Raw genomic sequence first — 10,340 nt, 5'->3', positions numbered from 1 at the left:
GTGGCCGTCACCGACCCGTTCGGCCGGACGGCGGCGCCGGCGGCCCGGGCCGAGGTCCGGGCCGCGGTGGCGCCGGTGACCAGGGGCGCGCTGTCCGCCCGCACCCAGGAGAACGGCACCCTCGGCTACGCCGGCAGCTACCAGATCGTCAACCGGGCCAACGGGACGGCCACCCGGCTGCCCGCGGTCGGCGACGTGGTGCGGCAGGGCCAAGCGCTGTACGAGGTCGACGGCAAGCCGGTCGTCCTGCTGCACGGCGCCTACGTGCCGGTCTACCGGACGCTGTCCTGGGGCATGCAGGGCGTGGACGTCCGGCAGTTGAACGCCGCGCTGGCCGAGCTCGGCCACACGGACGGGGGCCGGCTGGACCCGGCGTCCGACTACTTTGGCCGGGCGACGTACAACGCGCTGCGCGAACTGCAGGGCGCGGCGGGGCTGGAGAAGACCGGGGACCTGCCGCTCGGGCAGGCGGTGTTCGTACAGGCCGAGGAGCTGCGGATCACCAAGGTCGCGGTGGTGCCCGGTGGCGCCGTCGGCCCGGGGCCGGTGGTCGAGGCGTCCTCGACGGAGCGCCAGGTGTCGGTCGCGCTGAACGCGAACCGGCAGTCCAGCGTGGCCGTCGGCAACCGGGTGGAGATCACCCTGCCGACCGGGAAGACCACCACGGGCACGGTGGCCGAGGTCGGGAAGGTCGCGGCCAGGACCGACACGGCGACCACCGTCGAGGTCCGGATCACCCCCGACGACCCGGCGGCCACCGGGCAGTTGGACCAGGCGCCGGTCCGGGTGTCGATCGTCTCCGACACCGTGCAGGACGTGCTGTCCGTCCCGGTGAACGCCCTGCTGGCGCTCGCCGGGGGCGGCTACGCGGTCGAGGTGGTCGACGGCGGCGGCGCGCACCGGCTGGTCGGGGTGCGGACCGGGCTGTTCGACGACAGCGCGGGCAAGGTGCAGGTCAGCGGCGACGGCCTGGAAGCCGGGCAGAACGTGGTGGTGCCGTCCTCATGAGCAGCAGCACGGCAGCACCCGTCCGCCGGCCGTTCGGCGAACCCGTCCTCCAGTTGGAGGAGGTGACCAAGGTCTACCCGGGGGCGTCCCCCGTGCTGGCGATGGACCGGGCCAGCTTCACCGTCCGCCGCGGCGAACTGATCGCCGTCGTCGGCCCGTCCGGCTCGGGCAAGTCCACCCTGCTGCAGGTGATGGGCAGCCTGGACCGGCCCACCTCCGGCACGGTCCGGGTGGTCGGCGACGACATCGCCACCATGTCGGACCGGGCCCTGGCCGGGCTGCGGGCGACCCGGATCGGCTTCGTCTTCCAGCAGTTCTTCCTGGCCCAGAACGCCACCGCGCTGGAGAACGTCGCCGACGGCATGCTCTACTCCGGCGCCCGGCACCGGGCCCGGACCAGGGCCGCCGCGGCCGCCCTGGAACGCGTCGGCCTCGCCCACCGGGCCGGCCACCGCCCCGCCCAGCTCTCCGGCGGCGAACGCCAACGGGTGGCCATCGCGCGGGCGCTGGCCGGGAACCCGGCGATCGTGCTCGCCGACGAGCCCACCGGCAACCTCGACAGCGTCAACGGGGCCGCGGTCTTCGCCCTGCTCCAGGAGCTGAACGCGGAGGGCAGCACCATCGTCATGATCACCCACGACCGCGAACTGGCCGCCCGGCTGCCCCGCCGGATCGAGGTGCTGGACGGCCGGATCGTCGCCGACGTCCGGGTGGACGGTGCGCCCGGCGCACCCGGCGCACCCGGCGCACCCGGCGCACCCGGCACCGCTGACGGGGAGCCGCCGCGATGACCGCACCCACCGGCGCGCCCACCGGCACGCCCGGCACCGCACCCACCGGCACGCCCAGCACCGCGCCCGGCCGGCTGCACCCGGTCGACGTCGCCCGCACCGCGAGCGTCGGGCTGCGGACCCGGCGGATGCGCGCCGCGCTCTCCGCCCTCGGCATCGCCATCGGGGTCGCGGCGATGGTCGCCGTGCTCGGCCTCTCGGCCTCCTCGCAGGCCGGGCTGCTCGCCCGGATCGACCGGCTCGGCACCAACCTGCTGACCGTCTCGCCCGGCCGGCAGCTGGGCGGCGGGACCGCCGAACTCCCGCTCGAAGCCCCGGACATGATCGCCCGGATCGGCCCGGTGCAGACCGTGCAGAGCACCGGCCTGACCACCGCGCACGCCTTCCGCAACCCGTACGTCCCCAGCCTCAACACCAACTCGCTGACCGTCGACGCCGCCAGCCTCGACCTTCCGGCCGCGGTGCGCACCACCGTCGCCGAGGGCAGCTACCTCAACGCCGCCACCGCCACCGAACCGGTGGCCGTGCTCGGCCACGACGCCGCCCTCCGGCTGGGCCTCCCCGAGGTCCACCCCGGGGCGCGGATCTGGGTCGGCGGCCAGTGGTTCTACGTCGCCGGCATCCTCGACCGGGCCCCGCTCACCCCCGAGTTGGACGCCGCGGTGCTGGTCGGCTACGAGGCCGCGAAGAAGTACCTGGACTTCGACGGCCACCCCTCCACCGTCTACGTGCGGACCGACACCGACCGGGTCGCCGAGGTGCAGCGGGTGCTGGCGGCGACCGCCAACCCGGCCGCCGCCAACGAGGTCCAGGTCAGCCGCCCGTCCGCCGCCCTGGAGGCCCGGGCCGCCGCGCAGTCCGCGCTGAACGGCCTCTTCCTCGGCCTGGGCGCGGTGGCCCTGCTGGTCGGCGGGATCGGCGTCGCCAACACGATGGTCATCTCGGTGCTCGAACGGCGGGCCGAGATCGGGCTGCGCCGGGCGCTCGGCGCGACCAGGGGCAACATCCGCCTCCAGTTCCTCGCCGAGGCGGTGCTGCTCTCCGCCCTGGGCGGCGTCGCCGGGGTGGGGATCGGCGTGCTGGCCACCGCTGTCTACGCCCGGGTGAAGCACTGGGAGGCGGTGGTCCCGGCCCTCGCCTGGGGCGGCGGGCTCGGCGCCTCGATCGCCATCGGCGCCGTCGCGGGCCTGCTCCCGGCCCTCCGCGCGGCCCGGATGTCCCCGACCGAGGCGCTGCGAACCGCATGACCGCCCACCCCCCGTCCCCGAGACCGATTGCCCGAGGAACCCGCACCCATGACCACCAAGCACGGCACCGCCCTCCTGCTGCCGGTAGCCGCCGCCCTTCTCCTGGCGGGCTGTTCCGCCACCCCGCCCCGCGCCGCCGCGCCCCGACCCGCCCCGGCCGCCACCACCGCGGCCGCCCTGTACGCCTCCTGCATGCGCCTGAACGGCGTGCCGCGCTTCCCCGACCCGGACGTCTACGGCGGCTACCGGCTCGGCCCGGCGACCGGCGTCGATCCCCGCACCCCCGAGTACCGCTCCGCGTACACGGCCTGCGAACACCTGGCCTGACCGGGCGGTGCGGGAGCATTCCCGCCGAGCGGCTACGATGACCAGTACGGCGGACGAGCCGGCCGGGCGGTCGCGTCGGGTCCCTTCGGGGCCCGCCGAGGAACGTCCGGGCTCCACAGAGCAGGGTGGTGGGTAACGCCCACCCGGGGTGACCCGCGGGACAGTGCCACAGAAAACAGACCGCCCGCCGCTTCGGCAGCGGGTAAGGGTGAAACGGTGGTGTAAGAGACCACCAGCGACCGAGGTGACTCGGCCGGCTCGGTAAACCCCACTCGGAGCAAGGTCAAGATCGGCGCCCCCGGGCGCCGTGCGCGGGTGTTCGAGGGCTGCTCGCCCGAGCTCGCGGGTAGACCGCACGAGGCTGTCGGCAACGGCAGCCCTAGATGGATGGCCGCCTCCCCGGCCCGCGCGAGCGGCCCGGGAGACAGAACCCGGCGTACAGGCCGACTCGTCCGCCGGCCTCCGTTTCGAACGGCCCGACCGCTGCCGAGCGGTCGGGCCGTTCGCCGTTCGCCGTTCGCCGTGCGGGCGGGTGCTTCCGGTCAGCCGACCGAGGAGTTGTAGGCGTCGATGGCGGGCTGGAGCTCCTTCGCGGCGTCGGCCAGCGCCTGCTGGGCGGTCTTGGAGCCGGAGACGGTCTGCTCGATGGCGGTCTCCACGCCCTTGCGGGCCTGCGGCATCACGCCGAGCAGGCAGCCCGCGGTGGCCGGGGTGGGCTTGGTGGCGGCCATCTGGTCGACGGCGGTCTTGAACTGGGGGTACTTGGCCACCCACTCCTGGTCGGCGGGGACGGCCAGCGCCTTGGTGTTGACCGGGAAGTAGCCGGTGCCGGTGTGCCAGGCGGCCTGCTGCTCGGGGGAGGCGAGGAACTTCTCGAACTCCCAGGCGGCCCGCTGCTGGGCGGCGGAGTGGCCGGGGCCGGAGATCCACAGCGAGGCGCCGCCGATGACCGGGCCGCCCTGGTCGCCGGCCGCGGTCTTCGGGAACGGGGCGGTGCCGACGGCGAACTTCGCGGCCTCGGTGTAGCCGCGCAGCACGCCGGTGGACTCCAGGTGCATCGCCACCGTGCCGGCCTTGAACGCGGCCTGGGCGTCGGTGGTCTGCCGGCCGGTGTTGGCCGCGTAGCCGCCCTTGACCAGGTCGGCCCACCACTGGACGATCTCGGCGCCCTTGGCGGAGTCGAAGGCCACCTCGGCGGCCTTGCCGGTGCGGCCGTTGTCGGCATCGCAGTAGAGCGAGCCGGACTCGGCCAGCAGCTCCTCGACGAACCAGCCGTAGACCGCCGCGCCGAAGCCGTACCTGACGGTCTCTCCGCTGCCGTCCTTCTTGGTCAGCTTCCTGGCCAGGTCGCCGAGTTCGGCCAGCGTGGCGGGCGGCCGCGCCGGGTCGAGGCCGGCCTCCTTGAAGGCGTCGGTGTTCAGGTAGAGCAGCGGCACCGAGGAGTTGAACGGCATCGAGGCGAGCTTGCCGCCGACCGAGTAGTAGTTGCGGATGTTGGGCTGCAGGTCGTCCAGCGAGTAGCCGTCCCGGTCGGCGAACGCCTGGGCCGGGACGGTCTGCCTGGAGTCGATCATGAAGCGGGTGCCGATGTCGTAGACCTGCACCAGCGCCGGGGTGGCCTTCTGCTGCACGGACGCCTTGTACTTGGCGACCAGGTCGTCGTAGCTGCCCTGGAAGACCGGCTTCACCTCGATCTTCCCCCGGTGCGCGGCGTTGAACGCGTCGACCAGGGCGGTCAGCGCCTCGGCGTTCTTGCCCGTCATCGAGTGCCAGAACTCGACGGTGGTCACCCCGGACGCCTGGTCCAGGGCGGAGGCGGCGGGCGCGGCGCCGTCGGTGGAGCCGCCGCCGGTGCCGCCGCCGGAACTGCAGGCCGTCAGGGCCAGGCCGGACACCAGCAGGGCGGCGAGCGCGCGGGCACTCTTCTTCACGGGTCTTCTCTCTTCTACGAGGGTGGGTGCCGGAGAGTCGAGCGGGGAACGGGGAACGGGGAACGGGGAGTGCGCGGCGTCAGCGGACGGCGCCGGCGGTCAGCCCGCGGACGATGAAGCGCTGGCCGAACAGCACCAGCGCCAGCGTGGGCAGCAACGAGAGCACCACGCCCGCCAGGATCAGGCCCGGGTCGGCCATCTCCGAGTCGCGCAGCGTGGACAGGCCGATCTGCAGGGTCTGCATCTCGGCGGTGCGGGTGATGATCAGCGGCCAGAAGTACTGGTTCCAGGCGGACAGGAACACGTAGACGCCGAGCGCCGCCAGCACCGGCCGGTTCAGCGGCACCAGGATCCGCCACAGGAACCGCCAGTGGCCCGCCCCGTCGATCCGGGCGGCGTCCCGCAGTTCGGCCGGGAACTGCCGGAACGACTGCCGCAGCAGGAACGTCCCGAAGGCCGAGGCCAGGAACGGCAGCACCAGCCCGAAGTAGGTGTTGCCGAGCCCCCAGCCGGACAGCGTCAGGTAGTTGGGGATCACCACCGACTCCCAGGGCACCATCAGGGTGGCCAGGAACACCCCGAACACCGCCCGGCGGGCCCGCACCGGCAGGAAGACGAAGGCGTACGCGGCCAGCACCGAGGTGAACAGCTGCGCCGCGGTGATCAGGCCCGCCACCAGCACCGAGTTGGCGTACTGGCGGGCCAGCGGCACCGCGTGCACGGCGCCGGCGAAGTTCCGCCCGGTGAGCGAGTGCGGCACCAGCGCGGGCGGGTAGCCGGCGATCTCCTCCGGCCGCATGAACGCGCCGGCGAACACGTAGTAGACCGGGAAGAGCACGGTCAGCACGGCCGCGAGCAGCAGCAGGTACACCGCGGCGGTGCCGAGCACGCCGCGCGGGGCCGGGCGCGGGCGGCGGGCGGTGCGCCGCGGTGCGGCGGGGGCGGCCGGGGTGGCGGCGGGGGGTGCGGGGGCGGCCGTCATGCGTAGTGCACCTTCCGCTCCAGGACGCCGAACTGGACGGCGGTGCAGGCCAGGACGACCACCAGCAGCACCACGGCCTGGGCGCTGGCGGTGCCGAAGTCGCTGGAGCCGTAGGCGAACGCCTTCTGGTAGACGGAGTAGACCAGGGTGCGGGTCGAGCCGTCCGGGCCGCCCCGGGTGAGCACGTGGATCTGGCCGAAGCCCTGCAGCGCGTTCACGGTGGAGACCACGACCAGGAAGAACAGGCTGGGGCCGAGCAGCGGTACGGTGATCGAGCGGGCCAGCCGCAGCCCGGAGGCGCCGTCCAGCCGGGCGGCCTCGGTGATCTCGTCGGGGATCGAGCCGATGCCCGCGGACAGCACCAGCACGTTGTAGCCGAGGTTCATCCAGACCGTGGAGGCGGCGACCGAGAGCAGCGCGTACCGCGAGTCGGTGAGCCAGCCGACCGGGCCCAGGTGGAACTGGGAGAGCAGCCCGTTCAGCACCCCGCTGGCCGGGTTGTAGAAGACCGAGAAGACCACCGAGGCGCTGGCCACCGAGAAGGCGAACGGCAGGGCGAAGGCCGAGCGCAGCAGCCGCGCGCCGCGGATCCGGGCCTCCAGCAGCAGCACCACCGCCAGCGCCCCGAGCACCCCGGGGACGACGGTGAGCAGCACGAACAGGGCGGTGGTGAGCAGGGTGTCGCGGAACTCGGCGGACGCCAGCAGGTCGGCGTAGTGCTTCGCGCCGACGTACCGCGAGGGCGCGCCGAACAGGTCGTTGGCGTGCGTGCTGAGGTACAGGGTGCGCCCGAGCGGATAGGCGGTGAACAGGGCGAAGACGACGACCGAGGGGAGCAGGAAGGCCCAGGCGAGCCCGTGCTCCCCGAGGCGGCGCGGGCGCGCCGGAGGGGGTGGAGCGGTCGGCATGGTGCGCGTCCGCCTTTCGTGACGTCGGTTCCGGCCACACCGTGTCGCGCCCGGACGACGGACCGGCGAGGGGGAGGTGAGCGAAGGGTGGCGCCTTTCTTACGCGTTCGCGTCAGGAGTGGAGAGCCTCGTGTGGCTACCCCGCTCCCGCCCCTTCTGCACCTCCCGGAGACCGATCGTTCGTCAGGTCCGGTACGGAGGACGCCCGTTGCGGACGGATGGGCGGTCTCCGAAGCTGTTCCCGGTCGGGGCCGTTCCGCTGGTCGGGGCTGTTCTGTTGTCAAGGAACGGGTGCGGCCGGGGGCTCAGCGCAGCAGGCGGCGCTCCTTGGCGATGGCCACCGCGCCGGAGCGGGTGTCCACGCCGAGCTTGGCGTAGATCCGGCCGAGGTGGGTCTTCACCGTCGCCTCGCTGATGAACAGCGCCCGGGCGATCTCCCTGTTGCCGAGCCCCTGGCCCAGTTGGTCGAGGATGTCCTGCTCGCGGTCGGTGAGCTGGGGGAGCGGGGAGCGCATCTGGGCCATCACCCGGGAGGCGACCGGCGGGGACAGCGCGGGCCGGCCCGCCGCCGCGGCGCGGATCGCGGCGAACAGCTCCTCCGGCCTCTCGGCCTTCAGCAGGTAGCCGGTCGCGCCCGCGTTGATCGCCCGGCTGATGTCGGTGTCGGTGTCGAAGGTGGTCAGCACCAGGACGTGGCTCTCGCCCGGCCCGGCGAGGATCCGCCGGGTGGCCTCCACCCCGTCGATCCCCCCGCCGAGCTGGAGGTCCATCAGGACCACGTCCGGCCGCAGGGCGGCGGCCAGCGAGACGGCCTCCTCCCCGGTGCTGGCCTCGCCGACCACCTCGATCGCCGGATCGCTGGACAGCAGGGCCAGCAGCCCGGCCCGGACCATGGCGTGGTCGTCGCAGACGACCAGCCGGACGGTGTCGTTCATGGGGCCGTTCCTCTCGTGGTGCGGTCGGCGGCCGACGCTACCGGCCGGGGGCGCCGCGGTGCCGGTACGCCGGCGGTGCCGGTTCGGCGGGGCCCAGCGGGACGGCCGCGGAGACCACCGTGCCCTCGCCCGGGGCGGACTCGATGGTCAGCGTGCCGCCGAGCTGGCGCAGCCGGGCCCGCATCGCCGGGAGCCCGTGCCCGCGGCTCCCGGCGGCCGACCGCTCGGCGCGCTCGCCCCGGCCGGGGCGGCCCGGGGTGAAGCCGCGGCCGTCGTCCGCGACGTCCAGCACGGCCTGGTCGCCCAGGTAGGACAGGGTGATCGAGGCGTGCCCGGCCCGAGCGTGCTCCCTGGTGTTGGCCAGCGCGCCCTGGGCGATCCGCAGCAGGGCGGACTGCGCGGCGGCCGGCATCGGCACCGGCGCGCCGTCCAGGTGGAAGCGGACCGCCAGGCCGCTCTCCGCGGCCTCCCGGTCGGCCAGCGCCGCCAGGGCGGCCTCCAGCGTGCCCTGCTCCGCGAGGTCGGCCGGGGCGAGGTCGTGGACGAAGCGGCGGGCCTCCGCGAGGTTCCGCGCGGCGATCGAGGCGGCCGTCCGGACGTGGCCCAGGGCCGCCGCCGGATCCCGCTGCCACGTCCGCTCCGCGGCCTGGAGCAGCATCCGCTGGCTGGACAGGCCCTGGGCCAGCGTGTCGTGGATCTCGACCGACAGCCGCTCCCGCTCGGCCAGCGCGCCCTGTCTGCGCTCCACCGCGGCCAGCTCCCGCCGGGCGCGGATCAGGTCGACGATCAGCTTCCGCTGCCGGGCGCCCTGCCGCTGCATGTACAGGAACACCGCGGTGGCCAGCGCGGCGACGGCCGGGGGCAGCAGCAGCATCGTCGGGTCGAAGCCGCCCGGCAGCCGCAGCTCGGACACCACCACCAGCACCGTCAGCGCCGTCACCAGCGGGATCGCGGCCCGCGGCGGCAGCGCCCGGAGCACCGTGTACACCAGCGGGACGGCGCACCAGGCGAAGCTCGGCGCCATCAGCACCAGCACCGCCCAGCTCGCCAGCACCGCCGTCAGCCAGGCCGGGCGCCGCTCGGACAGCCCCGACAGGTGGCCCACGGCCAGCGCCAGGCTCAGCCCGACCACCCACGGCGCCAGCGGGCTGGACAGGTGGTGGGTGAGGTACCGGGCCAGCGAGGTGCCGAGCAGCAGCAGGAAGGCCAACCGCATCACGACGGTGAGCCAGCCCGCGTCCGGGTCGATGGCCCGGGACAGGGGTTGACGCATCACGGCGGCCTCCTTCGCGTTCCGACCGGTCTCCCGCCGGTCTCCCGGCGGGCCGACGGGGGTGACGCCCGATCACCGGGGATCACGCTGCGTCACGCCCGTCATAGCGATGGTGGACCGGGCCGGCCGCCCGCACATCCACCGATCGGTTGACACGGATGTCGTCCATCATGCTCCGCGGAGCGAGCCGGTCCGCCGATCCGGAGAGGGGGTGCCGGGGCGAAACATGGAGTGCGAGGCCGGAGCGCACAGGGATCCGGCGCCGAACCCACACCCCCGACTCGCACAGGAGCCGAGAATGAAGAAGCTGAGCACCCGCACCCGCGTCGCCACCGGTGCCGTCGCGGCCGCCGTGGTCGGAGCCGGCGTCGTCGGTGCCGTCTCCGCCAACGCCGAGACCCCGAACGCGGCCCCCGCCACCGCGGTCAACTCCGACGTCCAGAACAAGGACACCTTCCAGTCCACCCACCTGACCGTCGAGGCCGCCACCAAGGCCGCCCGGGCCAGCCTGGACGCCGCCGCCAAGGCCAACCAGAAGATCTCCGTCGCCGTCGTCGACCGCAACGGCAACGTGATCGTCGAGCTGCGCGGCGACGGCGCCGGCCCGCAGTCCTTCGAGTCCGCCGAGCGCAAGGCGTACACCGCGGTGTCCTGGAACGCCACGACCTCCGAGCTGGCCAAGCGGCTCGCCCAGGCCCCGAACCTGAAGGACATCCCCGGCACCCTGTTCCTGGGCGGCGGCGCCCCGGTCCAGGCCAAGGGCGCCCCGATCGCCGGCATCGGCGTGGCCGGCGCCCCCAGCGGGGACCAGGACGAGCAGTTCGCCCAGGCCGGGGTGGCCGCCCTCGACAAGTGACCCACCGCGGGTGACGCGGCCGGCCGCCCCCGAGGCCCGGCGGCGCACGGCCCCGCGGGCCCGCTCCAGCGCTGGAGCGGGC

At 74.4% G+C, this 10,340-nt stretch carries 10 protein-coding genes and 1 other RNA gene; 6 read left to right on the top strand and 5 right to left on the bottom strand.

The genetic code is table 11. The features are described from left to right. From ACFUEL_RS26865 to rnpB, 5 genes are all read left to right on the top strand, one after another. A partial coding sequence (locus ACFUEL_RS26865) for a peptidoglycan-binding protein (RefSeq protein WP_380239336.1) occupies positions 1 to 1,008 on the top strand: 1,008 nt, incomplete at its 5' end. Further along, on the top strand, positions 1,005 to 1,799 hold the full coding sequence (locus ACFUEL_RS26860) for an ABC transporter ATP-binding protein (RefSeq protein ID WP_380239335.1): 795 nt from the start codon (positions 1,005 to 1,007) through the stop codon (positions 1,797 to 1,799). The genes ACFUEL_RS26865 and ACFUEL_RS26860, both read left to right, overlap by 4 nt. Continuing rightward, the gene (locus tag ACFUEL_RS26855; protein ID WP_380239334.1) at positions 1,796 to 3,046 is read left to right on the top strand and encodes an ABC transporter permease; all 1,251 of its coding nucleotides are present in this window, start codon (positions 1,796 to 1,798) and stop codon (positions 3,044 to 3,046) included. The genes ACFUEL_RS26860 and ACFUEL_RS26855 overlap by 4 nt, the downstream gene beginning before the upstream one ends. Positions 3,047 to 3,094: 48 nt before the next feature. After that, complete coding sequence (locus tag ACFUEL_RS26850; RefSeq protein ID WP_380239333.1) at positions 3,095 to 3,373, top strand: hypothetical protein; 279 nt, start codon at positions 3,095 to 3,097, stop codon at positions 3,371 to 3,373. 54 nt (positions 3,374 to 3,427) lie between these two features. Further along, positions 3,428 to 3,828: RNase P RNA component class A (gene rnpB / locus ACFUEL_RS26845), an RNA gene on the top strand. Positions 3,829 to 3,915: 87 nt separating this feature from the next. On the opposite strand, the gene ACFUEL_RS26840 is transcribed toward rnpB, so the two are convergent. The 5 genes from ACFUEL_RS26840 to ACFUEL_RS26820 all read right to left on the bottom strand — a co-directional run bounded on the left by ACFUEL_RS26840 (position 3,916) and on the right by ACFUEL_RS26820 (position 9,402). Further along, positions 3,916 to 5,304, bottom strand: a complete 1,389-nt coding sequence (locus ACFUEL_RS26840) for an ABC transporter substrate-binding protein (protein WP_380239332.1) — start codon at positions 5,302 to 5,304, stop codon at positions 3,916 to 3,918. A 79-nt stretch (positions 5,305 to 5,383) separates the two neighbouring features. After that, positions 5,384 to 6,286, bottom strand: coding sequence for a carbohydrate ABC transporter permease (locus ACFUEL_RS26835; RefSeq protein WP_380239331.1), 903 nt, complete (start codon positions 6,284 to 6,286; stop codon positions 5,384 to 5,386). After that, the gene (locus ACFUEL_RS26830; RefSeq protein WP_380239330.1) at positions 6,283 to 7,194 is read right to left on the bottom strand and encodes a carbohydrate ABC transporter permease; all 912 of its coding nucleotides are present in this window, start codon (positions 7,192 to 7,194) and stop codon (positions 6,283 to 6,285) included. The genes ACFUEL_RS26835 and ACFUEL_RS26830 overlap by 4 nt, the downstream gene beginning before the upstream one ends. A gap of 305 nt (positions 7,195 to 7,499) precedes the next feature. Beyond that, entirely contained in the window at positions 7,500 to 8,129 is a 630-nt protein-coding gene (locus ACFUEL_RS26825; RefSeq protein WP_380239329.1) for a response regulator, read from the bottom strand. 37 nt (positions 8,130 to 8,166) lie between these two features. Beyond that, positions 8,167 to 9,402 (bottom strand): sensor histidine kinase, encoded by a 1,236-nt coding sequence (locus ACFUEL_RS26820; protein ID WP_380239337.1) that lies wholly within the window; start codon positions 9,400 to 9,402, stop codon positions 8,167 to 8,169. 298 nt (positions 9,403 to 9,700) lie between these two features. Between ACFUEL_RS26820 and ACFUEL_RS26815 the strand changes: the two genes are divergently transcribed. Then, the gene (locus ACFUEL_RS26815) at positions 9,701 to 10,258 is read left to right on the top strand and encodes a heme-binding protein (protein WP_380239328.1); all 558 of its coding nucleotides are present in this window, start codon (positions 9,701 to 9,703) and stop codon (positions 10,256 to 10,258) included. Positions 10,259 to 10,340: the final 82 nt, after the last annotated feature.

The organism is Kitasatospora sp. NPDC057198, from assembly GCF_042670125.1.
Lineage (GTDB): Bacteria > Actinomycetota > Actinomycetes > Streptomycetales > Streptomycetaceae > Kitasatospora.
The sequence above is the reverse complement of the archived record's forward strand: the minus strand, read 5'-3'. Positions and strand labels throughout refer to the sequence as shown.

Bases quoted from the DNA above. Each gene is read 5' to 3' on its own strand.
- ACFUEL_RS26860 (WP_380239335.1), top strand. From the start codon at position 1,005: ATGAGCAGCAGCACGGCAGCACCCGTCCGCCGGCCGTTCGGCGAACCC.
- ACFUEL_RS26815 (WP_380239328.1), top strand. From the start codon at position 9,701: ATGAAGAAGCTGAGCACCCGCACCCGCGTCGCCACCGGTGCCGTCGCG.
- ACFUEL_RS26850 (WP_380239333.1), top strand. From the start codon at position 3,095: ATGACCACCAAGCACGGCACCGCCCTCCTGCTGCCGGTAGCCGCCGCC.
- ACFUEL_RS26855 (WP_380239334.1), top strand. From the start codon at position 1,796: ATGACCGCACCCACCGGCGCGCCCACCGGCACGCCCGGCACCGCACCC.
- ACFUEL_RS26825 (WP_380239329.1), bottom strand. From the start codon at position 8,129: ATGAACGACACCGTCCGGCTGGTCGTCTGCGACGACCACGCCATGGTC.
- ACFUEL_RS26830 (WP_380239330.1), bottom strand. From the start codon at position 7,194: ATGCCGACCGCTCCACCCCCTCCGGCGCGCCCGCGCCGCCTCGGGGAG.
- ACFUEL_RS26820 (WP_380239337.1), bottom strand. From the start codon at position 9,402: ATGCGTCAACCCCTGTCCCGGGCCATCGACCCGGACGCGGGCTGGCTC.
- ACFUEL_RS26835 (WP_380239331.1), bottom strand. From the start codon at position 6,286: ATGACGGCCGCCCCCGCACCCCCCGCCGCCACCCCGGCCGCCCCCGCC.